The organism is Photorhabdus cinerea, assembly GCF_011189575.1.
Classification (GTDB): Bacteria; Pseudomonadota; Gammaproteobacteria; order Enterobacterales; family Enterobacteriaceae; genus Photorhabdus; species Photorhabdus cinerea.
The window spans coordinates 1-20,994 of record NZ_PUJW01000037.1 but is presented as its reverse complement, the minus strand read 5'-3'; the positions used below and the strand labels follow the sequence as shown (position 1 = coordinate 20,994).

The window sequence follows — 20,994 nt, the reverse complement described above, 5'->3', positions numbered from 1 at the left end:
AGGGCATCTGACGGTCGAGCGGCTGAGGCATGGTTTGATGAAAGTGAGATTTCATCGGCAGACGAAGAGTAACTCATTCAGAGCATTCTGCTAATAGAGTGCTCGATAGTAGGGATTTCTTTATGGGTGCCCAGCGGGTGGATACTGACTTTTTAGCAGGAAATTCTAATTCCAACTGTTTCCGGGTTGGAAAGGGTTCACCCGATCGCTAAGCGGCCTTTTTATTTTAAGGGAAAGAGATGGGACGTCCAACCAAGTATCAGGAGGCGTATGCTGAACAGGCACGTAAACTGTGCTTGTTGGGATATACAGACGCCGAATTGGCTGATTTCTTTGAAGTCAGCGAGTCAACTGTAAACAAATGGAAGATTGATTATCCCGAATTTTCGGAGTCCATAAAAAAGGGAAAACAAGTAGCTGATGGAAATGTGGCAGAGCGTCTTTATTTACGGGCTATGGGGTATGTAGCGCCTGATGTTGATATCAGGGTTATTAATGATCAGATAGTCGAAACACCACTTGAAAAGCATTATCCCCCCGATACAACAGCCGCAATATTTTGGCTTAAAAACCGACAAAAAGATAAGTGGCGAGATAAGCAGGATGTAGATTTATCAGGCTCTATCAAAGTCGAAACCAAATCTATCAAGGATATTTTTGATGGCTAATCCGTACTTCAAGCCATTTGCTAAAAGTGCACCTTATAAGGTGGCTTACGGTGGAAGGGGGAGTGGCAAATCATATTTCTTTGCAGAGTTGGCAATCGAAGTATCTCGCAGAATAAAGACAGTGATTTTGTGCACTCGTGAATTTCAAGGTTCTATCAGCGATTCAGTGCATAAGCTGTTATGCGAGACGATAGATCGCCTTGGCTACGAAAGAGAGTTTGAGATACAGAAAAACACGATTATCCATCTTGGCACTGGCGCGACGTTCGTATTTGCCGGGATAAAAAACAATGTCACCAAGATTAAATCAATTCAGGGTGTAGGCATCTGTTGGATTGAGGAGGCTGAAGCAGTAACAAAAGGTTCATGGGATGTGCTACTTCCGTCTATTCGCGGTGATAAAAACGCTGAGATATGGGTGTCATTTAACCCCAAAAACATTCTTGATGATACCTATCAGCGATTTGTTGTTAATCCCCCCGAAGGCGCAATAGTCATCAAGGCAAACTACGATGCTAACCCGTATTTTTATGACACACCACTTCCTCAGCAAATGGAAGAGTGCAAAGAACGTGATTATGATCTTTACCGTCACATATGGGAAGGTGAGCCTGTTGCTGATTCGGCACTGGCAATCATCAAGCCTGCATGGATTGAAGCGGCGGTTAATGCTCATCTGAAGCTCGGTTTTGCTGCTGTTGGCCATAAGTTCGTTGGCTTCGATGTTGCTGATGATGGTGAAGATGCTAATGCCATTGTATTGCGTCATGGTTCTGTAGCTATTGATGTGCAGGAGTGGCGAGGTAATGACGTTATTTGGAGTGCTGACCATGTTTATGACTACGCAACCAGAAACGGTGTCGATACGGTCATATTCGATAGCATTGGCGTAGGTGCGGGTGTTAAGGCGCAATTTAACCGTAAAGACCAGAGGGTTAGAACGGTTGGGTTCAATGCTGGAGCATCGGTTGAAAACCCTGATAACGAATACATGGCAGGCAAAACCAACAAAGACATGTTTGCGAACATCAAAGCACAGCAATGGCAATTGGTAGCTAACCGCTTCTACAACACATGGAGAGCCGTCAATCATGGCGACAAATTCCCCGAAGACCGGTTAATCAGCCTATCAAAGGAGATGAAAGATTTAGAGTATCTCAAGGCTGAGTTGTCACGCCCACAAGTTGATTACGACAATAACGGACGTGTCAAAGTCGAAAGTAAAAAAGACATGAAAAAGCGCGGTATTCCAAGCCCTAACAAAGCCGATGCTTTCATCATGGCATTTGCCACTATCAGCGCCGGTATTCGTATCAATCCTAATGCTCTTATGGGTATCTAAATGAAATGGTTTAAATCTGGTAAAAAGCTGCGCCTGTTAGAACTGGTGCGGGAACTTGCTATTGAAAAGGCTAAAGCTGAACGGACAAAAGCGCAGTTGGAACAGTCACAAGCGTATGAGCGCGTGTTGCTTAACATCATGAATGATAGCAATAGCGCGAAACAGTCTATCAAGATAGAGCCACCTGAAATTCATCCGTCCGTAGTTCCCAAGGGTAAGGAAGCACCTGTTGCAATGGACTCTGCCTGTAATGGCGTTTATCAATACGTTAATGCTGATCCACAGTTTTATTCCGGCTTCCTCGGTTATTCAACACTAGCGGTAATGTCTCAGTCTAGTGATTACCGGAGTGTACCGGAAACTACGGCAAAAGAGATGACGCGCGAGTGGGGTAAGGTTAAAGCACGAAACAATGGCAAAGATAAGGATGCCGACAAAACAGACAAAATCGCAGCCATCACCGCGGAAATGGAGCGGTTGAAAATCCGTGACCTAATGCGAAAACATATTGAGAATGAAATGATATTTGGTCGTTCTCAGTTGTTTATCGGTATCAAAGGTCATGAAGATAAAGCTAATTTACCATTAGTAATCGGCTCGTCAGGCATCAAGAAAGGTAGTCTCGCGGGATTCAGCTTGGTAGAGCCTATTTGGGCAACACCCAGCCTGTATAACGCTTATGATCCGATGGCTGGTGATTTCTTCAAGCCGTCACAATGGTTCGTATTGGGTAAAGAGGTCCATGCCGACAGACTAATGACGCTGATAATGAGGCCAGTGAGCGACATCCTGAAACCTGCATACAATTTCAGTGGAGTGAGTATGTTGCAGCTCATGAGACCCTATGTAGAGCGTTGGCAACGTACAGTTGACTCAATCAGCGAACTGATTCGCTCGTTCTCTATGACGGGATTGGCTACGGATATGCAAGATGTTTTGAGTGGTGGAAGTAACGCAAGTATCACATTGAGAGCGCAGTTATTCTCTCTCTACAAAGACAATCGAAACCTGATGTTGACGGACAAGAATAAAGAAGAATTCTTCCAGTTCAACACGCCATTATCTGGTTTGGATGCGTTACAGAGACAGGCTCAAGAGCAGATGGCTGCACCGAGTCATACGCCTCTAGTAAAATTACTGGGATTAACTCCTAGCGGCTTGAATGCCAGCAGCGAGGGTGAGATTCGAGTCTATAACGACTATATCGCATCATTGCAGAGTGCGCATCTATTGCCACAAGTGACGATTATTCTTAAGCTGGTTCAGCTTCATCTGTTCGGTGAAATTGATGACGGCATTTATTTTGAGTTCAACTCACTGCATCAATTGACAGACGAGCAGCGAGCTACGACGCAGAAAACTAAAGCCGACACTGCGCAGGTTTACCATCAGATGGGGGCGGTGGACGGTGAAGAAGTCAGGCAGGCTATATCATCGGATGATGACAGCCAATTCAGTTTCATCGACCCAGATAAAATGATCACGTCACCGTTCGGAGTTCCAGACTATGGCGAAGAAAACGACACTGAGGCCGATAAAGAGCGGTCATAACGTCATGCCAGAAATCAAGCCCAGCGTTACTATTGAGTGTGACTACTATCGTGCCCTCATGGATATCATCCAGGATATGCGGAAAGATGTGGATGCGGCTTTGGTGCGTGAATTCAAGGATAAAGCAAGGGTGGAGCTGGCTAAAGATGGTATTTCAGACTGGATAGCCCACTCTGTTGATTACATGCTCGATAAATGGAATAAGCGGCTCGACACATTATCTCAAGATATCGCTAAATTGTTCGTTGATAAGACCGTGAGTAATTATGATATCCGGCTGGCTAACTTACTACGGAAACGAGGGTTTACTGTTCGAATGCAGAACAGCGAGCAAACACTCAACGCGCTCAAGGCAGTAATGGGCGAAAATGTCGGATTAATTAAATCAATCGGGGTTGAATACCTTAATAAAGTTCAGCAGCATGTCTGGCAGTCAGTAACAGGAGGCTATGATCTCGCGTCACTGACCGAAAACCTACAGCATGATTTCCATGTCACGCGAAATAGGGCTGAATTTATTGCGACCGACCAAGCAGCAAAAGCCCATGCAGTTATTGAGCAGGCGAGGCGCAAAGAACTTGGCATCAAGAGGGCCATCTGGATTCACTCCCATGCTGGCAAGCAACCGAGGCCGTCACACCTAGCGGCACATGGTAAAGAGTTTGACGTCGAAAAAGGGATGTATATAGACGGAGAATGGATATTGCCAGGACAAAAGATCCGGTGCAAATGCGGCAGTAAGTCGATACTGCCATTTTGATTTTTCTGTATTTTGTTTGAGCGGTTGGCCTATAATTGAGTCAGTTTAATTTACTCAGTGAGGTCTAACATGGAAGCAGGAATGCCCTATTTAACAATAATTACCATCGTTTCGTATGTGATTTTGTTCGCTATAGCGTGGTTTATTGTGAAGAAAGCATCAAAAACAGAACAACAAATAGCAATGCTGAAAGAAATAATTGAGAAGCAGGACAGTATTATCGCTGAATTAAAACATATGAAGCGTGATTAAGGGCAGAGTATGTTAAAGAAAATTGCTGTTGCGTTACTATTTTTCCCGTGTGCTTTATTGGCTAACAATGGCATGTATCGCGACGATAATAATGATATTGATGCTAGTGATGGAGTGTATTTTTGTAAAATTTATCCGAGCGATATGCTTGATAAATTTGACGGATTTCCATCAGGATCATTACATAAGGCCATGTTTAGTATTGAATCCACAAAAGAAGGAAAATACATAACAGCGCATCTTTATCCAGATATGGCCTTTGATATTGGGCCAAATGTGCCCGGAACTCAATTTGCTGCTGAATTGAAGTTATATAAGAAAAACAAAGCTAATACAACATACACAGGGTTTCTCAATAGCAATAACTATGCTTTTTATATAGCATCTGAAAAATATGGTTTGGCTGTACGTTTAAAGAGCGATCAGGCTTTCACTGCTATGGATGTAGTTCTAGGGAAGTGCGAAAGAATGAATGCTTACTAAATAGCCCCACTAAGGGCCTTTCATGCACTGCTCTACAGGTGCTTAGAAAGTTACAGCCCAAGCCAAGGATGGCTTAAATAATCACCTTTTCTTACATTATTGTGTGGGTTATTATTAACCAGTAGCAAACAACGAGGGGGTGTTATGAACAACACAGTTTACAAAGCACATTTTTGTGACCAGCAAATTAATTTTGTTGTGAGGGTCACTCATGATGGCGTATGGATTGCTGAATGTGATGAGCTTGGCCTTGTTACTGAAGCTAAGTCATACGATGAATTGACAGAGCGAGTGTGGGAGATAGCTCCCGAACTATACGAGCTGAATAGGCTGGGTAATTATCCCGATGGGATGAGGATTAGTTTCGTTCAGGAACAATCTTATGATTCAAGGATAGCACTGTAGCTTATGGGGTCAGGACTTTATCCGCAATTGCGTGAGCTACTTCTTGCTAATGGCTGCCACTTCGTAAGGCAAGGTAAAGGCAGTCATGAAATATGGCGTAGCGATATCTCAAACAAAAATTTCAGTGTTCCATATACCATAGTTTCTAAGCATACAGCTAACGCCATTCTTAGGCAGGCCGGGATTAACCTGAAAATATAGCCGTATGGGCTTTTTATGTACACATGCCGCTTAATTGCGGTTTTTTTACGTCCAAATTTAAGAGGTGAGCTAATGACTGACAAACTCGCCTTTGACAGATCAATGCGCAGTAAAGACGGTAACGGACACCTCATCGTTGAACGTACTATTCTGTCAAAAGCGGCGGTAAATCCGTATCGGGGAAAGGAAATACCGGCTTATGAGAAGCTCGGACTCGACCCAGAACGGGTATATCACATGTTGCGTGACCCATACGAACTGGAGAAAGCAGCAAGTACATTCAGCAAGAAACAGCTACTTATCCGACACATCCCCGTAAACGCATCAGATCCCAAGAAAGAAGACACTATAGGTGCAATAGGTTCTGACATCACATTTGAGGATGGCAGGCTCTACGGCGACCTGGGCGTGTGGGATGAATATGCTATCGAGTTAATCGAGAGCGGGAAAATGCAGGAGCTTTCTTCGGGCTATGCCTACGTTCCTGACATGACAGCGGGGGAGTATCAAGGGGTTAAGTATGACGGCGTGATGCGTGACATTCGCGCAAATCATGTGGCGCTGGTGGAGAAAGGCAGGATTGGACCAGACGCAATTATTTCAGACCATAAAACGGTTGATTTGGAGAAAGAGATGAAATTGAAGAAAGGGGCACTGACTAAAATTGCCGAGAAAATTCGCTTGGCTATGGATTCGGATTTGTCTGACGAAGGGCTGAAAGGTGTTGTTGATGAGGTGATGGAAAACATCGAGAAAACAACCCCTGATGAAAAGCCAGAAGGTGCAAAAGATACCGCACCTGAGCCACCAGAAGGTGGGAAAAAGCCAGAGGGGGCAAGTGATGAAGAAAATGACAAAGATAAGAAGGCCAAGGATGAGGACGACGATAAAAAGGCTAAGGATGGAGAAGAGGATAAGAAGCCAGCAATGGATGCAGCAATGATAGAACAGCGTGCTGTTGAGCGTGTCACTGCCTTGTTTCAGGCGCGTGAGGATGTTAAACCCCTGATCGGTGTTGTGGCTATGGACAGCGCAGAAGATGTTTACGCTGCGGCACTGAAACAGAAAGGTGTGGATACCAACGGAGTTCATCCTAGCGCCTACAAATCAATGGTGGGTATGTTACTGAGCAATCAGGCATCCGCAACAAAACCCAATGTAGCAATGGATCATGATTCCTTTGCTGATGACAAATTAACGGCTCGTTTCGGTTAAGGAGAAATTATGAGCGGTTTCCAAAGAATAATGAATAACGACCTGCCATTGGGTGTAGCCGGTGATTTCGCATCAGCTAACCCTCATTTTTCTGTTGTGGCAGGTGAGGGGCAGTTTAAAAGTGGTTCGGAAGGTGTAACGGTTGGCTTGTTTGCATGGGCTGATGATAAGGGGCTTGTATCGAACAAGAAAACTGACGGTGCAATAATGGGGTTCGTTCATCGCAATAATCAGGCGATTATCGATCAGTACGGCGCAGAAGCCTCTATGAAAATCCCCAAAGGCCGCGAAGTTACGTTGATGTCTGGCGGTGATTACTTCGTCGTGCTGACAGCTGGTGGAAAACTTGGCCAGTTCATTGTGGCTGATGTGGACACTGGAGAGGCGAAAGCTGTCGATAAAATCGACCCAGAAGATAAGGCATTCGAGCCAACCAAATTTCGTGTAGCGAAAACCGTCACTTCCGGCTTGACAAAAATGTCTAGTTCTCTGTAAGGAAATATTATGCCATTGAATTTAAGTGCTTTAGAAAAACGGGCTGGTGTCGTGTTTGCTACTGGTTATCAAACGCAAGAGCTGACCAGCCAAAACCGCCATATGGCAATGGATAGCGGGTTGGTAACTACGCCAAACGCGGGCATTCTGTCACTGTTCACCACATTCATTGACCCGAAGGTTATTGATGTATTGGTTACGCCAATGCGTATGGCGGAGGCGTTCCAAGAAGTGAAGCGTGGTGATTGGACAACCCAAACTGCCGCGTTTCCGGTAGTTGAATCAACAGGTGAGACATCCACCTACGGCGACTACAACAACAACGGGTTTACAGGTGCGAACGTTAACTGGCCTAGTCGCCAGCCGTATCACTATCAAACGTTTGTCCGTGTTGGTGAGCGTGAAATGGAGATGGCAGGAGCGGCGAAACTGGATTGGGCGTCCGCAAAACAACGCGCGGCAGTGCTGACCCTGAACAAGTTTCAGAACAAAACCTATCTCTACGGCGTCGCAGGACTAGAGAACTATGGCTATCTGAATGACCCCGGTTTGTTGCCAAATCTCACTTCTGAGGCGTGGGCAAAACTGGATGGTGAAGGAGTTTACGAATCTATCCGCAAATTGTACCAGCAGCTGGTTAAGCAAACTAGCGGGTTAATTGATCGCAATACCAAGATGAAATTAACGCTCTCTCCTGAGATGGAAGTCAACCTGACCAAAACTAACCAGTACAACGTCAACGTGTCAGACCAGTTGAAGAAAAACTTCCCTAACATGGAAGTTATTAGCATCCCTGAAATGTCCACAGATGCGGGAGAACTAGTGAGGCTGGTCGTTGAGGAATACGAGGGGCAAAAGACCCTTGACTTAGGCTTCACTGAAAAGATGCGTGTTCATCCGATGATTCAAGAGACGTCTTCTTGGAAGCAGAAGCGTTCTCAGGGTTCGTTCGGTGCTGTGGTCTATCGGCCTCAGTTTATCGCCTCAATGCTGGTTTCCTGAGTCTCGTTATCATTTCAATACAGCCGCCTGCGGGCGGTTTTTTATTTCAAAGGTGAAATATGTCTACTGTAATTGTCGCGTGTAAATTGGCTAACGGTCTGTATCTAGATGTAGGCGAGCAGCGTGTTGCTGTTAATGGGTTTGCTACCCGTAGCTTCATTGATGAGAATGGCTTTGGCCTGACTTATGGTGTTAACGCAGGACTCTGGAAAGCATGGTTAGCTGAAAATCGCGACCGAGACTTGGTGAAAAATGGCCTTATTTTTGCCCACGAACAAGAGACCAGCGCTAATGCGGAAGCCAAAGAAAAGCAGAAAACAAAATCCGGTACTGAGCGCATTCAACCTGATCAGGTGAAAGAGGTTGAGAAAGCAGCCTAATAGGAGGCGAGTATGAGCAACATTGTTGAACTCAATATAACAAAGTGGCGCGAACTCTATCCCAATATCTATGCGACTGATGTGCAGTTAGAAATGTATTTCGTTGAATCCGAGATGCTCCTGAATAACACCGAACATAGCTGTGTTAATAATCTGAAAGAACGTGAGATGCTGCTTTATCTGCTCATAGCCCATATTGCGACATTGCAAAACAATGTGGATGCAGGCAATAACTCGGTTGGCAGGGCGGCAAGCGCCAGTGAGGGCAGTGTGTCTATATCTCTGGATTACGGCACCACCACGGATGCCGAGAAATGGTACATCCAAACGCCATACGGGGCGAAATATTGGCAATTGACCGCCCGTTACCGCTCATTCCTCTATGTAATCGGTCAGATGCCAATGCGTGTCAGGAGGTGATTATGGCTAAAAGCAAATTGGAAGAAGCGCTGGAAAAGTACATCAATGGCAACATTGAATTAAGGGCTGGCATATTCGAATCGGCCACTTATCCCGATGGAACACCCGTAGCTACGGCGGGTTATATCAATGAATATGGTGCACCTGAAGCAAACATACCGCCAAGGCCATTTTTTAGAATAGTGATCGCCAATGGTAATCATGAATGGTCTGGAATTTTAGCAAGGGGCATCAAGCATTATGACGGTGATGTAAAACAGGCAATGTCAGCACTCGGAGAAGTCATCGTTGATGAATTACAGGCATCTGTTTTGTCATGGACGGCACCACCGAATAGCCCACTAACGGTAGCGAAAAAGGGCTTTGATAAACCACTGGTAGAAACTGCGCAACTGTCGCGTTCATTCAGTTATGAGGTGAATGATGATTGATGTCAGAGGCATAGCCAACGGGTTAACATTGGTAGTTAACCCAAATATCAAATCCGTTTTGATTGTGAATAACGGTTACACAATTGATGAGGCTGGAGAGCAAATCCCCGATTACTCAGAGCATGGTATTACTGTGCAGTTACAAAGCCTGAGTACGCGGGATTTGGATCATCTCGGCGTCATCAACCAGCAGGGGCAGTTTATCTATGCCTACGCCAAAGGGCAAATATCAGCATTGCGCAGGGCTAAGGATAAAGGCTCTGACATGATGCGATTTGCGGCTTACGGGGAAGATGAGGCGTCAGAATGGAATGTGACCCAGGTTATTGAGTCATATCCTTCGTGGGTTAAGGTGTTGTTATGGCGACAATAACCGTTACTCACAGAGATATTTTCATTGAGTTAAGAAAATATCTCATTGAGTTATTCAAATGTGATGTTGTTCAGGGCTACCAGAATGGCGTCCCAGTTCCCCAAAACGGCATTGTGATGCACGTATTGTTTGAGCGAGACATTGATTACATTGCCAATTATTACCATCACGAGTTGTCAGAAATCACCGCGCAACGCTCCGTAGAATTGACTATACAGTTGGATTTTTACGGGGTGGACGCAGATTCACGGGCGCGGGTGATAGCGAATCTTTGGCAATCAAGTTACACCACAGAACGACTGAAAAAATGCCAACCACTTTACAGCGAACAGCCCAAGAAAAACGTACTGGTTAATGAAGCCAACCAATACGAAAACCGTGTCATGCTTGAAATCAAACTGCAATACAACCCTGAAACAACCTATTCAATCGACAACTCCGATTCATTCACTGTAGAAATCAACAATCTTTAAGGCGAAATAATATGAATACAACTATTCCGGCGAGTGACATTGTCAGCGTCTTGCCCGGCGTTATTGGTGCTGGCGGAAACGCACTGGCATTAAACACTGTGTTTATCACTAAGCAGACACCACAGGCCATGTTGGGTGTGAAAGCCTTCGGCTCTGCCGAACAGGTCGCGGAGATCTTTGGTACAACGTCCAAAGAGCACGAGGCCGCACAAGTTTATTTTGCTGGTTTTGTTGGTTCAACAACAAGACCCGAAACGCTCTATATCGCGTCAATGATGACGACTGCACAGGTGGCGAAGTTGGTAGGTGGCAAAGTGCCAACAAGAACCGATTTTAGCAACATTCCGCAAGGTTTAGCATTGGATATCGACGGCAAGCGCACAGTAGTTACCATTACCTCCGCCGATATTAAGAGTTATTCAGCATTGGCGGAGGCGGTATCTGCTTCATTGGCGAAGACTGGCACATGCAAATATGACACTGCGAGTCGTACTTTCACCATTGAGGGGACAACAAAAGGCATTGCTGGCACTATCGGATTCGGCTCTGGTGATTTGGCTGAGTACATAGGGCTGACTGAGGAGATTGGCGCACAGAAAAACGATGGCATCAATGCTGACACTATCGACGAACTGATGCCGCGGATCACGAAAGAGACTCGTAACTTCGTCTCCATCATGGCGATTGGTGATTTTAGCTCAGACGAAAAACTGGCTATTTCCCGATGGGTATCACTGCAAGATAACCGATACGTGCATGTCCTTTATCTGTTCAGCAATGAAAACGGGATACTGGAAGCTGTGGCTAATGTGATTAAAGAATCTGAAATAGGAGGCACCTGCCTGATGTATGGCAATCATACACATGGTGCTTTTGCCTGTACCTATGCGGCATCACTCAATTTTAACGAGCTGAATGGTCGCGCGACATTTGCATTTCGTCGTCAGGAGGGCCTGACTCCAACCGTAACCGGCAAGGCGTTGGCTGATGAGCTACTACGACTCGGTTTTAACTTCTACGGCGCTTACGGCACAGCAAACGACCGATTTGTATTTGTAAACAAAGGTTCTGTCTCTGGTCAATTCAAATGGCTGGATAGCTATGTTAATCAGGTTTATCTGAATAGCCAGTTGCAATTAGCGTTAATGACTATGCTCACCAACTTCAAAAGCATCCCGTATAACGAGCAGGGGCGAGCCATTCACCGGGCTGCTATCAAAGACCCGATTGATCAAATGCTGAATTTCGGTGCTATTCAGCGCGGCATTGTTCTGTCTGAGCAACAGAAGAAGCAGATCAATGTCGAGGCGGGGTTCGATGCTGCCGCGCAAATTCAGACAGAAGGGTGGTGTCTGCGCATCGGTGAGACACCAGCACAAACTCGCGGAATGCGTAAATCTATGCCGTTGAAACTCTGGTATGCAGATGGCGGCAGTGTCCAGCAAGTAACCCTCCCATCAATTAACATTCAGTAAGAGGAAAGTATTATGCCAATGGGACATAACCCACGCACGATTACGTCAGCTAACGCTGTATTGATGCTGAGGTGTAAAGGCATTTATGACGATTACGTCACGATTCAGGGCTTTCAGGCAGACAATGCGTGGGAGTTCGGTGAGGTTAATATCGGAGAAACCCGAATGGGAGTGGATGGCAGGCAATCTATTGGCTACACGCCGCATGAAACGCAATGGACGCTGCACTTAGAAGCCAACAGCTCATCTACTCAGATTCTCGAAAATATTCGCAAAGATTTTAACTCCAATATGGAAGTACGTTTTATCGATATCGTTGTTGAAATTCCATCAATTGGGAAACGCTACTCTGGATCCGGTGCATTAATTAGTATGACAGGTGGGGCCAGCGGTAAGAAGTTGCTGGACGGAACCAGCTACAATTTCAACATGGTAACCAATGGTGCTGAGGAAATTGCATAATGACTCTGAAATCCAAGACAATAACTATCGAATCAGGTCGTGACATGGGTAAAACGTTTGTCATCACTGAAATGCCCATCGTTCAGGCTGATAACTGGGCTATGCGTGCCCTATTTGCTATTGCAAATGGTGGTATTGATATTGGTGATATCAAACCCGAAATGGGGATGCTTGGCATGGCTCAGGTTGCGATTAAAGCGCTGTCGGGCATTCGGGCCGATGTCGGCATTCCTCTGCTAAATGAGTTGCTAGAGTGCGTCCAAATCGTCCCGTCAGGGGGCAATGCTCGTAGTATCGAATTTAACTCTGATATCAGTGATATCAAAACCATGTTCATTCTGCGAAAAGAGGCTCTCGCAATCCACATCGATTTTTTAACACAAGGCGGTGGCTCAGATTAGAAAAGTTGAAAGCCGGGCTGCCACTGAAAGACGGTGTACTTGCTGAAACTGTGAACGTCTCCAGCGTTGTGTATCAGGTTATCTCGGCAGGTAATAAAGGATATGCAACGCTGCATGAGCTTTCAACGATATACAGCCTTGAAGATGCGCTGAACATGATTGAAATACATCAGGTGAGCGAATATAACAAACGTCTAATAGAAGAAATCGCAAATGGCAACTCTAATTGATACTTTACTTGTCTCATTGAAATTGGATGGCGGCAGCTTTGAAAGTGACTCAAGCAAGGCGATCAAATCCAATGATAAATTAGCTAAATCCGCCGATAAGGTTAGCAAGTCTTCAGACAGCGCATCCGGTTCGCTAGGGGGGTTATCTGATAACCTCAAGGGTGCATCTAAGAAATCAGATGATTTTAGTAAATCTATCAATAACGGCATTAAGGCGCTAACCGGTCTGTTTTCCGCAATCTTTGCATCTACTGGCTTAACTAAACTAATTAATGATATTTCTCAGGTAAATGAGCAACTTTATTTCCTGAGTAAAAACTTAGGAATAAGTGCGGCGACAATCAAAAAATGGCAGAACGTGGCAGAAATGTCAGGTGGTAGTGCTGATGGCATGGCTGCAAGTATGGGCAGCCTCAATAAGTCACTGTGGGATTTGGTCACGATGGGAGATACCTCTATCCTGCCATATTTCAATGCGCTTGGTGTCGGCGTAGTCGATGCGTCAGGTAAAATTCGCAATCTTGATGATATTCTCCTTGATATCGCTGATAGTCTGTCGAAGTTGGAAAGACCACAGGCATATAACATTGCAAAAAATATGGGACTTGATGAGGGGACAATTAACACCTTGCTTCAAGGGCGTGACGCAATCCAAAAGAGGCTTGATGCACAGAAGAACCTTGTTATTTCCACGAAAGAAGAATTGGAGCTAAATCGCAAATTGCGGGAACAAAACTCAGTGCTTGGGCAGCAGTGGGAAGGATTAAAAACCATTGTAGCCAATTATTTGATCCCACATTTGCTTACTCTTTCAGCAAAAGTTACAGGGTTTCTTGAATATCTGAATAAGAACAGAGATACGGCGCTCAACATATTCAAAACACTGTCGGTTTTTCTGGCGGCAACATTAATTCCCGTTCTGTGGCGTGTTGGTGCAGTAATGCTTGCGGCTTTTGCTCCCTTGCTTGGTACAACAGGCCTGATTCTTGCTCTCGCTGCTGCGTTCCTGTTGCTTTATGACGATTACCAGACATGGAAGAAAGGGGGGGATTCATTATTTGATTGGTCTGCATGGTCTGAAACCATAGAGATGGTTCTTGGCTGGCTTAAGCAATTAGGAGAATGGTTCAAAAGCTCTCCATTGTCTAATTGGTTCAAGGATACAAATGGTGAGATAGATATGCTGAAAGTGGCATTCGCTGGTTTTGCTGCATATTTGGGTACTAAATGGCTGAAAAGCATTTTAGGCACTTTTGGTGAGGTATCAAAGGCTGCAAAAAATATAAAAATTCCAGGCGGGAAAGGTGGAAAATTAGGTGTAGCAGGAAGGGCTGGGCTTATTGGTATGGCCGCCGCTGCGGCATATGAGAGTGAGGATTATATAGATTCCGCTCTCAATTGGGCATTTGGTAAACATGATTGGTTCCAAAGATTCAGAACTGCTCCAGACTGGAAATATGCTGGGTTGGCCCTAATAGGTGAAGGAGATGCTAAATGGGTTGGTGATAAGTGGGTTGATAATAGGTACAAGAAAACAGGTGCTCAGATTACCGAAACGACCTTAGATATTCCCACGGGCGATCCTGAAATTGACAAGCTAAAAGCCAGAGTTCAGCGTGGCGAAATGACTCTTGATGAGGCTAATGCGGCAATAAATGGTTTTGTTAACGGATTAGGCGAGATCGCTCAAGGTGTTACTAGTTCTTTAAATTCTGCATCATCCGTTGAGGTTCCCCATCAAAATAAGCGAGTTTATACCACTGCTAACGGTCAATATATTAAAGAGAGCGGTGATCGAGCTTGGAGGAATAATAATCCCGGCAATATCATTGATGGGCCATTTGCTAAAAAGATGGGGGCTATTGGTCATGACAAAGAAGCGGCAGGACATGTTATGGCTATTTTCCCTGATTGGGAAACTGGAGAGAGAGCACGCCGTGAGCTTATGTTTGAGAAATTTAAAAATATGAAATTGTCTGATGCTATTTTCGATAAGTATGCGCCAGAGTTTAACCATAATGGAGAGCGGATAAATGATACGCCAACGTATGTTAAAAACGTTTTAGCTGCTGTAGGCGGAGAAGATAAACTGTTGTCTCAATATAGTGACGAACAAAAAAAACTCATCATGGATGCAATGGGAAGGGCTGAGGGACACAAGGCGGGCCAACTGACTCACATCCCCAAAAATCCAACACTCGTCCCAAATTTCGATATGGGCGCAAATCAATTTCTTGCTCAAACTAACAAAATAGGTACTCAACATGCATCTAACGTGAACAATGTTAAGGTGGACCTAAACGGCAATATTAACGTACAGACCACTGCCAGCACGATAACCGGCACGATCTCTGATGCTAGCCAGGCGGCCAGAGAGCAATTATCTCAAATAATACCGTCAATGGGGTGATATATGTTTGGAATGCCAGAGATACCCAATTGGAAAGGTATACCTAACGCTGCCGTAGATGCTGGTATCAGTCTCGGTGGTGCTGCATTGATTAACACTTTATTTGGTAATTATTGGGGGATCTTCAATCAGTATGGAATTCCTCTCTTACTTGCTGACAACGTGATATCTCTGCAATACCAAAATCAATATCGAGTGGTAAGTGCGCCGATAGAAAATGGTTCCTTTGCCAGTTATAACAAAATCAGCGATCCGTACAAAGTCACTGTCCAGTTGAGTAAAGGCAGTGGCGGAACGTTAGAGCGAGGAGCCTTCTTGTCTCAGATTGAAATTTTGGCAAAAAGTACGCTGAAATTTCATGTTGTCACACCTGAATTTGTCTATACCAACGCAGCTATTGTTGGCTATGACATGGCGCGAGAGGCAAAAGATGGGGCAACACTCATAAAAGTTAACCTGCATCTCGAAGAAATTAGAGAGATTAAGGTTAAATATGATGAAGAAAAGGTCAAGAATCCCGAAGATACCAAGAAAAAAGATACGGGTAATCAGACTCAGAAAGTTGAGTCTCAGGTACAGAAAGCTCCTGATAACCGTTCAGAACTCCAAAAGATAAAGGAAGATGGGGTGTCTAAATGGGCTACAGACTGGGGAGCCAAGTTTTTCGATGAGGGTGTAAAGATGGTTAATCAATGGATTAATGGAGGGTTACAGCAATGATTGTTGAGATTGCATTATCGCCGATCCCTAATCAAACAACCTCATTTTCCATTAGTGGGGACTTAATTGATGTAACTCTAGAGTCTAGATTGGGGAAGATTTTCGCCACGGTACAGAAAAATGAGGAGTACCTGGTCTGCAATCGTATTTGTCGAAATCTTTCTTATCTCTGCCGATGGCTGATATTTGTTGATATTGAGGGTAACTCAGATCCTGAATATTCCGGTCTCGGTTCCCGCTATAAATTGGTATGGAATGATGAAATTTAATCGCAAGGTAATCAGGGTAACACTGATATTATCGGGCAAAAACGAATCGTTCACTTCAGATAACAAAAACAAACTCTCAGCAACTGGGTTAAGAATCAATGCCGAAGTCAACTACGGCAATGGTGCTATTGCTCCTCATGCTCGCATCAAGGCTTACGGTTTGCCGATGGAGACAATGGAAAAGCTGTTACGCATCAAATGGAATGATATAAAGGCACTACGCAATAACGTAACAATTGAAACGGGCGAGCAGGGAGAAGAGTTGTCACAGGCGTTTAAAGGCGGGATCACATTTGCTTATCCCGATTTCGGTGATGCGCCCAATGTTGCACTTGTGATTGAAGCTCAGACGGCCGTTCTGGAAAAGATGACGCCAACAGATGCTGAGAGTTATGAGGGCGAACATGATGTTGTCAATATCATGGGTAACATCTGTAAACGTATGGGATATTCGTTTGAATCTAATGGTGTCAGTGAAAAACTATCTAATGTGTATTTGTGCAATACGGATATAGAAAAAGTTAAGTGGTTGGCAGAGGCTGCAAACCTGAACTTATACATCGAAAGTAATACAATCAGTGTGACCAAGAAAGGCCAGCCCCGGACGTTGAAAATTCCCGTTATTTCGCCTGAAACAGGATTAATCAGTTATCCGGCCCCTACAATGATCGGCGTTCAATTTAAATGTTTTTACGACCCTTTAGTAAGGTTCGGGGGCATTGTTCGCATTACTGGCAGCCAGATATCTATTTGTAATGGTGACTGGCTGATCTATGGCATCAGGACGATTTTGGAGACAGAGCAAGACTCCGCTCAATGGTTCATGGAAGTTGCAGCCAGCCGGAGGGGGGATAATTATGCCGCAATCAAGAAATGAAGAACAAATATCACTATATGATCCACAGGTAACAACAGGCGGAGCCATGACCCAAGAGGCCATTATCTGGTCGCTCATTGGTCGGGTGGGTACGGTAACGATATGCAAGGTGATCAAAGTAAAAAATGGCGGGGTGAGTCCTGTTGGGTATGTCGATATTCTGCCTTTGGTGCTGCAAGTAGACGGGGCAGGAAATACCTATGATAACGCCACTATCTATAACGTGCCTTATTTCCGGTATCAAGGCGGCAAGAGCGCGGTCATTCTTGATCCCAAGGTGGATGACTTGGGTTTCTGCTTTACTGCCAGTCGGGATATTTCCAAAGTGAAGCGAGTAAAAGGTTCTGCGCCCCCGGGAAGCAAGCGTAAATATGATATGTCAGATAGCCTGTACATTGGCGGTTTGTTGAATGGTGCACCGAGCCAATATGTTCATTTCCTTGATAGCGGGATTGATGTGGTATCCACAGGGGTGGTGAATATCAAAGGCTCAAAGATAGTTTTGGATGCACCCGTAGAGGCAACCAGCACCATTCAGGCTAGGAGTGATATCACTGATAATACAACTTCCAATTCTCAGTCTATGGCAGGCATGAGATCGCTCTATAACAGCCATACCCACCACGAGAACGGACAAGGCTCAAATACCAGCCCACCTAACCAAAAGGCTTAATAACATGCGGACATTATTTTTAATGCCTGCCACATGGGATTTAACTCTTGATGCGGCGGGGAATCTTGCTATTGCCTCAGATCAGTACGCCAGAGCGCAGTCAGTAGCTAATAAATGTCGTGTATTCCTGAGTGATATGTATTACTCGCAAGATGATGGCATCCCTTACTTAGAGCAGATACTTGGTAAAAATCGTTACTCCTTGGCAATGTACAGAAAATATCTTGAGGATGCTGCAATGTCCGTCGATGGGGTTATTTCTGCAAATGCGGAACTCAGTACCGCTAATGACAGGATAGTGAAAGGCAGAATCATATTTATTGATGTTGACGGTAGAAAAGGGGTAATAGAATTATGATCCCTGCATTAAAAATCACACAGAAAGGCATATTAGCGCCGTCACCCCAAGCGGTCATAGATGGTTTGTGGCAACTAATGAAGGAATGTTTTGGTGATAATCTCAATGTTTCAATGGATACACCGCAAGGGCAGCTAGTTACCACGCTTGCGGCAATTATCACCGATGAGCGCAACTATCTTGTTAACCTACTAAACAGTTTTGACCCTCGATATGCCGATGGCATGATGCAGGATGCTATCGGTTACATCTATTTCCTACAACGAAAACAGGCCACAAAATCAGTTGCAGAAATCATTATTAATGGGCTGTCAGGAACGACGATCCCCGTAGGATTTCAAGTTTCAGATGATTCCGGTCAGACGTGGAGCACGCAGACAGAAACAATAATAGGTGACAACGGACTGGTAACGACTAATGTTTATTGCGATATTGCCGGCAGGGTTGAGGCATCAACTGGAACCATTAACCGCATCGTTAAGAATATTAACGGCGTAGATTCTGTTATCAATAAAGGTGCGGTCATTGTTGGTAAAAATGAAGAGACACGGCAAGAGTTTGAATTACGACGCCAGCAATCAATAGCTGTGAATGCTAAAAATACCAATGCAGCAACCTATGGCGCAGTTGCGAACGTTAAAGGAGTTATTGATTGTTATGTCATTGATAATCCAACAGATGTAACTATTAATGCAGGTAAAACAAACTATCCGCTGATACGTAACTCAATTGCTGTGTCGGTTGTAGGGGGTGATGATAACGAGATCGCCAAGCAAATCCTCATTAAGGCGGGAACGGGGTGTTCATTTGTGGGAAATACCACTGTAACTTATGAGGATAAAGAAAACTTCCCTTATATGCCGCCTGTTTATGACATTAAATTTATCAGACCAAATCACATTCCTGTCGAGTTCATTATCACATTTGAAGATAAGTTGAAACTCACTCATCAGGATAAAGAAGCCATTAGAAATGCGGTGCTGAATGAGTTTGAAACCGGAAAAGGTAAGGGACAGATAGCTAAAAAGCTTCTTGCAAGCGACTACATTTGCACAGTTGCTCAGTCTACAACTGAGAGGCTCATTTCGATTCAGGTAGCAAGAAAAAAGGGGAGTGTAGTCAATTATCTTGAGTTTGGTATTGACGAATTTCCAGTGCTGTCTGTGGATGATATAAGGATTGAGTGATGAAAGATATCAGAGAAACATTACTTAGCCAGTATGCGAATAGCCCAATAATTTGCTCAATATTGAAGTCAGTGAATGAGACTGTAGATCCGAGAATAAATGCTACTGAATTCTACAATCTGGCTGTGAATGTTCTGACAGCAAAAGGGTTTGGCCTTGATATCTGGGGAAGAATAGTAGGCATAAATCGGACTATCTCTATACCCGATCCGAATGTCGATTATTTCGGATTCAATGAAACAGAAAAGTATCTTCCGTTCAATCAGGCTCCTTTTTATGGGGGAGAAAATAGTGAAATGTCTTATATGATGGATGATGCAACTTTCAAAGATATTATCATGGTTAAAGCTTATTCAAACATATTATACGCCACGGCACATAATATTAATCAATTCCTGAAAACGGCATTTAAAGGCGGAAGGGCATATTACTTAATCACAGGTCATATGATGGCGAGGTATGTTTTTGAATACAGATTATCTGGGTTCGAAAAAAACCTAATACATCGTCACAACATTCTACCAAGACCATCAGGCGTTCAAATCAGTGTTAACGAAATACCCACATCGGATTATTTCGGTTTTTTCGGTACAGGTTTTCAACCATTCGGACAGGCTCCATTCGCTTAATATAGGTGAGAAATGAAAAATCCAAATCTAATTCCAACGCCTTTCGCACAAGATGGGCAGAGGGATGATATTCCCGCAACTCACACATCTGAGTTAGCAAATCAGAAGGCTACATGGGATGTCGGCTTTCCACCAATCACCATGTTACCAGTTACAGCGGGTGGTCTTCCTCCTAGCGGACGCGATTTTAATGGAGTTTTAAATCAAATTTCTGAAAACATAGTCCACTTATCGAAAGGCGGTAAATTCAAGTTTTCAACAAAATACACAGAACAAATAGGTGGTTACCCAAAGGGGGCAATACTTCAATCTGACGATGAATCTAAGGAATACCAGAGCCTTATTGATAACAACAAGATTAATTTTAACATAGACACACCAGATCATATAGACACAGCGTGGAAACTGGTGAATACATCATCTCTTATCGATAATCTTAATAAGAAGTTCAATAAGTCAGATGTATCACAAGCTACAGGCCAATCTACAATCCAGGTAATGAGCCAAAAGGCCGTTACTGATGCCATTAATAATAAGCAAGACAAAGGCGACTATGCAACAAACGCTCAGTTGAATACCGTGTCTTCAGAACTGAATAAATCAATCAATGCAGCTAACACTAGCGCCACAAATGCCAACAACAACGCCAACACTCGCCTGTCAAAATCCCAAAACGGCGCGGATATCCCAGACAAGAATGCGTTTGTGAAAAACTTGGGTTTAGTGGAAACGGTGAATAAGGCGAATAATGCGTATCCAAAATCTGGTGGTATTGTAAACGGGTATGTGGATGCCACTGGATATATTTCCGGTAAGGGTGTGTATGAAGCACCCGGTATTCGGGTATATAGT

Annotated in this window: 28 protein-coding genes and 1 pseudogene; all 29 read left to right on the top strand. The window is 44.3% G+C overall.

The window, feature by feature from the left end; genetic code table 11:
- The first annotated feature begins 239 nt into the window (after positions 1-239).
- Positions 240-668 carry a terminase gene (locus C5469_RS20590; RefSeq protein ID WP_036838633.1) on the top strand — a complete coding sequence of 143 codons (429 nt, stop codon included), beginning with the start codon at positions 240-242 and terminating at the stop codon, positions 666-668.
- Positions 661-2,010 (top strand): PBSX family phage terminase large subunit, encoded by a 1,350-nt coding sequence (locus tag C5469_RS20585; RefSeq protein ID WP_036838635.1) that lies wholly within the window; start codon positions 661-663, stop codon positions 2,008-2,010. The genes C5469_RS20590 and C5469_RS20585 overlap by 8 nt, the downstream gene beginning before the upstream one ends.
- Positions 2,011-3,561: a DUF1073 domain-containing protein gene (locus tag C5469_RS20580; protein ID WP_051769407.1), complete on the top strand. Its 1,551-nt coding sequence runs from the start codon at positions 2,011-2,013 to the stop codon at positions 3,559-3,561.
- Positions 3,518-4,321 carry a phage head morphogenesis protein gene (locus C5469_RS20575; protein WP_051769411.1) on the top strand — a complete coding sequence of 268 codons (804 nt, stop codon included), beginning with the start codon at positions 3,518-3,520 and terminating at the stop codon, positions 4,319-4,321. The genes C5469_RS20580 and C5469_RS20575 overlap by 44 nt, the downstream gene beginning before the upstream one ends.
- 69 nt (positions 4,322-4,390) lie before the next feature.
- Positions 4,391-4,573 carry a YebO family protein gene (locus tag C5469_RS20570; RefSeq protein ID WP_152552733.1) on the top strand — a complete coding sequence of 61 codons (183 nt, stop codon included), beginning with the start codon at positions 4,391-4,393 and terminating at the stop codon, positions 4,571-4,573.
- A 9-nt stretch (positions 4,574-4,582) separates the two neighbouring features.
- Positions 4,583-5,056: a hypothetical protein gene (locus C5469_RS20565; RefSeq protein ID WP_036838638.1), complete on the top strand. Its 474-nt coding sequence runs from the start codon at positions 4,583-4,585 to the stop codon at positions 5,054-5,056.
- A gap of 144 nt (positions 5,057-5,200) precedes the next feature.
- A complete protein-coding gene (locus C5469_RS20560) occupies positions 5,201-5,461 on the top strand; it encodes a DUF1902 domain-containing protein (protein ID WP_051769413.1) in 261 nt (86 codons plus the stop codon).
- Between the two features lie 3 nt (positions 5,462-5,464).
- Positions 5,465-5,662, top strand: coding sequence for a type II toxin-antitoxin system HicA family toxin (locus tag C5469_RS20555; protein ID WP_036838640.1), 198 nt, complete (start codon positions 5,465-5,467; stop codon positions 5,660-5,662).
- Between the two features lie 72 nt (positions 5,663-5,734).
- A complete protein-coding gene (locus tag C5469_RS20550) occupies positions 5,735-6,877 on the top strand; it encodes a DUF2213 domain-containing protein (protein WP_036838642.1) in 1,143 nt (380 codons plus the stop codon).
- A gap of 9 nt (positions 6,878-6,886) precedes the next feature.
- The gene (locus C5469_RS20545; protein WP_051769416.1) at positions 6,887-7,372 is read left to right on the top strand and encodes a structural cement protein Gp24; all 486 of its coding nucleotides are present in this window, start codon (positions 6,887-6,889) and stop codon (positions 7,370-7,372) included.
- Positions 7,373-7,381: 9 nt separating this feature from the next.
- On the top strand, positions 7,382-8,374 hold the full coding sequence (locus tag C5469_RS20540; RefSeq protein ID WP_200875277.1) for a DUF2184 domain-containing protein: 993 nt from the start codon (positions 7,382-7,384) through the stop codon (positions 8,372-8,374).
- Positions 8,375-8,433: 59 nt separating this feature from the next.
- Complete coding sequence (locus tag C5469_RS20535; RefSeq protein WP_036838644.1) at positions 8,434-8,754, top strand: hypothetical protein; 321 nt, start codon at positions 8,434-8,436, stop codon at positions 8,752-8,754.
- A 12-nt stretch (positions 8,755-8,766) separates the two neighbouring features.
- Positions 8,767-9,174, top strand: a complete 408-nt coding sequence (locus C5469_RS20530) for a DUF4054 domain-containing protein (RefSeq protein WP_036838647.1) — start codon at positions 8,767-8,769, stop codon at positions 9,172-9,174.
- Between the two features lie 2 nt (positions 9,175-9,176).
- Entirely contained in the window at positions 9,177-9,605 is a 429-nt protein-coding gene (locus tag C5469_RS20525; protein WP_051769419.1) for a hypothetical protein, read from the top strand.
- Positions 9,598-9,978, top strand: a complete 381-nt coding sequence (locus tag C5469_RS20520) for a hypothetical protein (protein WP_200875278.1) — start codon at positions 9,598-9,600, stop codon at positions 9,976-9,978. The genes C5469_RS20525 and C5469_RS20520 overlap by 8 nt, the downstream gene beginning before the upstream one ends.
- Positions 9,966-10,451, top strand: coding sequence for a phage neck terminator protein (locus C5469_RS20515; RefSeq protein ID WP_036838649.1), 486 nt, complete (start codon positions 9,966-9,968; stop codon positions 10,449-10,451). The genes C5469_RS20520 and C5469_RS20515 overlap by 13 nt, the downstream gene beginning before the upstream one ends.
- 11 nt (positions 10,452-10,462) lie before the next feature.
- On the top strand, positions 10,463-11,926 hold the full coding sequence (locus C5469_RS20510) for a DUF3383 domain-containing protein (RefSeq protein ID WP_036838651.1): 1,464 nt from the start codon (positions 10,463-10,465) through the stop codon (positions 11,924-11,926).
- A gap of 12 nt (positions 11,927-11,938) precedes the next feature.
- Positions 11,939-12,388, top strand: a complete 450-nt coding sequence (locus C5469_RS20505; protein WP_051769422.1) for a phage tail fiber protein — start codon at positions 11,939-11,941, stop codon at positions 12,386-12,388.
- Positions 12,388-12,789: a hypothetical protein gene (locus tag C5469_RS20500; RefSeq protein WP_036838654.1), complete on the top strand. Its 402-nt coding sequence runs from the start codon at positions 12,388-12,390 to the stop codon at positions 12,787-12,789. Before C5469_RS20505 ends, C5469_RS20500 begins: the two co-directional genes overlap by 1 nt.
- 5 nt (positions 12,790-12,794) lie before the next feature.
- Entirely contained in the window at positions 12,795-13,019 is a 225-nt protein-coding gene (locus tag C5469_RS20495; RefSeq protein WP_051769424.1) for a hypothetical protein, read from the top strand.
- Positions 13,003-15,429, top strand: a complete 2,427-nt coding sequence (locus C5469_RS20490) for a hypothetical protein (protein ID WP_051769427.1) — start codon at positions 13,003-13,005, stop codon at positions 15,427-15,429. Before C5469_RS20495 ends, C5469_RS20490 begins: the two co-directional genes overlap by 17 nt.
- A 3-nt stretch (positions 15,430-15,432) precedes the next feature.
- A complete protein-coding gene (locus C5469_RS20485; protein WP_072008849.1) occupies positions 15,433-16,149 on the top strand; it encodes a phage baseplate protein in 717 nt (238 codons plus the stop codon).
- The gene (locus C5469_RS20480; RefSeq protein WP_036838656.1) at positions 16,146-16,418 is read left to right on the top strand and encodes a phage baseplate plug family protein; all 273 of its coding nucleotides are present in this window, start codon (positions 16,146-16,148) and stop codon (positions 16,416-16,418) included. Before C5469_RS20485 ends, C5469_RS20480 begins: the two co-directional genes overlap by 4 nt.
- Positions 16,405-17,295, top strand: coding sequence for a baseplate hub protein (locus C5469_RS20475; protein ID WP_036838658.1), 891 nt, complete (start codon positions 16,405-16,407; stop codon positions 17,293-17,295). Before C5469_RS20480 ends, C5469_RS20475 begins: the two co-directional genes overlap by 14 nt.
- Positions 17,276-17,968, top strand: coding sequence for a phage baseplate assembly protein (locus tag C5469_RS20470; RefSeq protein WP_036838661.1), 693 nt, complete (start codon positions 17,276-17,278; stop codon positions 17,966-17,968). The genes C5469_RS20475 and C5469_RS20470 overlap by 20 nt, the downstream gene beginning before the upstream one ends.
- Before the next feature lie 4 nt (positions 17,969-17,972).
- Complete coding sequence (locus C5469_RS20465) at positions 17,973-18,326, top strand: hypothetical protein (RefSeq protein ID WP_036838664.1); 354 nt, start codon at positions 17,973-17,975, stop codon at positions 18,324-18,326.
- Entirely contained in the window at positions 18,323-19,513 is a 1,191-nt protein-coding gene (locus C5469_RS20460; RefSeq protein WP_166310335.1) for a baseplate J/gp47 family protein, read from the top strand. The genes C5469_RS20465 and C5469_RS20460 overlap by 4 nt, the downstream gene beginning before the upstream one ends.
- On the top strand, positions 19,513-20,142 hold the full coding sequence (locus C5469_RS20455; RefSeq protein ID WP_036838668.1) for a baseplate wedge 1 family protein: 630 nt from the start codon (positions 19,513-19,515) through the stop codon (positions 20,140-20,142). The genes C5469_RS20460 and C5469_RS20455 overlap by 1 nt, the downstream gene beginning before the upstream one ends.
- Before the next feature lie 12 nt (positions 20,143-20,154).
- Positions 20,155-20,994: pseudogene (locus C5469_RS23815) on the top strand (hypothetical protein); the annotation flags it as partial.

What these genes read in the sequence shown, in the direction of transcription:
- C5469_RS20580 (WP_051769407.1), top strand. Translation starts at nt 2,011, where the DNA reads ATGAAATGGTTTAAATCTGGTAAAAAGCTGCGCCTGTTAGAACTGGTG.
- C5469_RS20520 (WP_200875278.1), top strand. Translation starts at nt 9,598, where the DNA reads ATGATTGATGTCAGAGGCATAGCCAACGGGTTAACATTGGTAGTTAAC.
- C5469_RS20550 (WP_036838642.1), top strand. Translation starts at nt 5,735, where the DNA reads ATGACTGACAAACTCGCCTTTGACAGATCAATGCGCAGTAAAGACGGT.
- C5469_RS20490 (WP_051769427.1), top strand. Translation starts at nt 13,003, where the DNA reads ATGGCAACTCTAATTGATACTTTACTTGTCTCATTGAAATTGGATGGC.
- C5469_RS20460 (WP_166310335.1), top strand. Translation starts at nt 18,323, where the DNA reads ATGATCCCTGCATTAAAAATCACACAGAAAGGCATATTAGCGCCGTCA.
- C5469_RS20475 (WP_036838658.1), top strand. Translation starts at nt 16,405, where the DNA reads ATGATGAAATTTAATCGCAAGGTAATCAGGGTAACACTGATATTATCG.
- C5469_RS20480 (WP_036838656.1), top strand. Translation starts at nt 16,146, where the DNA reads ATGATTGTTGAGATTGCATTATCGCCGATCCCTAATCAAACAACCTCA.
- C5469_RS20485 (WP_072008849.1), top strand. Translation starts at nt 15,433, where the DNA reads ATGTTTGGAATGCCAGAGATACCCAATTGGAAAGGTATACCTAACGCT.
- C5469_RS20510 (WP_036838651.1), top strand. Translation starts at nt 10,463, where the DNA reads ATGAATACAACTATTCCGGCGAGTGACATTGTCAGCGTCTTGCCCGGC.
- C5469_RS20465 (WP_036838664.1), top strand. Translation starts at nt 17,973, where the DNA reads ATGCGGACATTATTTTTAATGCCTGCCACATGGGATTTAACTCTTGAT.
- C5469_RS20585 (WP_036838635.1), top strand. Translation starts at nt 661, where the DNA reads ATGGCTAATCCGTACTTCAAGCCATTTGCTAAAAGTGCACCTTATAAG.
- C5469_RS20570 (WP_152552733.1), top strand. Translation starts at nt 4,391, where the DNA reads ATGGAAGCAGGAATGCCCTATTTAACAATAATTACCATCGTTTCGTAT.
- C5469_RS20505 (WP_051769422.1), top strand. Translation starts at nt 11,939, where the DNA reads ATGCCAATGGGACATAACCCACGCACGATTACGTCAGCTAACGCTGTA.
- C5469_RS20590 (WP_036838633.1), top strand. Translation starts at nt 240, where the DNA reads ATGGGACGTCCAACCAAGTATCAGGAGGCGTATGCTGAACAGGCACGT.
- C5469_RS20455 (WP_036838668.1), top strand. Translation starts at nt 19,513, where the DNA reads ATGAAAGATATCAGAGAAACATTACTTAGCCAGTATGCGAATAGCCCA.
- C5469_RS20540 (WP_200875277.1), top strand. Translation starts at nt 7,382, where the DNA reads ATGCCATTGAATTTAAGTGCTTTAGAAAAACGGGCTGGTGTCGTGTTT.
- C5469_RS20555 (WP_036838640.1), top strand. Translation starts at nt 5,465, where the DNA reads ATGGGGTCAGGACTTTATCCGCAATTGCGTGAGCTACTTCTTGCTAAT.
- C5469_RS20470 (WP_036838661.1), top strand. Translation starts at nt 17,276, where the DNA reads ATGCCGCAATCAAGAAATGAAGAACAAATATCACTATATGATCCACAG.
- C5469_RS20535 (WP_036838644.1), top strand. Translation starts at nt 8,434, where the DNA reads ATGTCTACTGTAATTGTCGCGTGTAAATTGGCTAACGGTCTGTATCTA.
- C5469_RS20560 (WP_051769413.1), top strand. Translation starts at nt 5,201, where the DNA reads ATGAACAACACAGTTTACAAAGCACATTTTTGTGACCAGCAAATTAAT.
- C5469_RS20530 (WP_036838647.1), top strand. Translation starts at nt 8,767, where the DNA reads ATGAGCAACATTGTTGAACTCAATATAACAAAGTGGCGCGAACTCTAT.
- C5469_RS20565 (WP_036838638.1), top strand. Translation starts at nt 4,583, where the DNA reads ATGTTAAAGAAAATTGCTGTTGCGTTACTATTTTTCCCGTGTGCTTTA.
- C5469_RS20525 (WP_051769419.1), top strand. Translation starts at nt 9,177, where the DNA reads ATGGCTAAAAGCAAATTGGAAGAAGCGCTGGAAAAGTACATCAATGGC.
- C5469_RS20575 (WP_051769411.1), top strand. Translation starts at nt 3,518, where the DNA reads ATGGCGAAGAAAACGACACTGAGGCCGATAAAGAGCGGTCATAACGTC.
- C5469_RS20515 (WP_036838649.1), top strand. Translation starts at nt 9,966, where the DNA reads ATGGCGACAATAACCGTTACTCACAGAGATATTTTCATTGAGTTAAGA.
- C5469_RS20500 (WP_036838654.1), top strand. Translation starts at nt 12,388, where the DNA reads ATGACTCTGAAATCCAAGACAATAACTATCGAATCAGGTCGTGACATG.
- C5469_RS20545 (WP_051769416.1), top strand. Translation starts at nt 6,887, where the DNA reads ATGAGCGGTTTCCAAAGAATAATGAATAACGACCTGCCATTGGGTGTA.